Below are 346 nucleotides of genomic sequence, written 5' to 3'. Positions count from 1 at the left end.
AGTCCGCCAGAGGCGCTCGACGAAGACGTTGTCTCGCCATGCGCCTTTGCCGTCTGTTACCGGCAGGTGATTGCAAGCAATCACCGAGAGGCATGCTGATCTTGATCCTCCGTGCCGCCAGCACGGCGATGAAGTCGGACGAGGTGAACTGGCTGCCCTGATCGCTGTTGAAGATCCCGGGGGTGCCATGTCGCGCCAGCGCCTCCTCGACTGCTTCTATGCAGAAATCTGCTTCCAGAGTGATCGACACCCGCCATGCCAGGACCCGGCGAGTGAACCAGTCCAGAACGGCAGCAAGGTAGATGAACCCCCGCGCCATGGGGATATATGTGATATCCATCGCCCA

1 pseudogene is annotated in these 346 nt (G+C 60.1%); it reads right to left on the bottom strand.

Annotated elements, in window-relative coordinates:
- A pseudogene (locus Q1A87_RS23890) lies at nt 1–346 on the bottom strand (DDE-type integrase/transposase/recombinase); the annotation flags it as partial.

Origin of the sequence: uncultured Jannaschia sp. (assembly GCF_947494055.1) — a bacterium.
Classification (GTDB): Bacteria; Pseudomonadota; Alphaproteobacteria; order Rhodobacterales; family Rhodobacteraceae; genus Jannaschia.
This window is presented reverse-complemented; position numbering and strand designations above follow the sequence as displayed.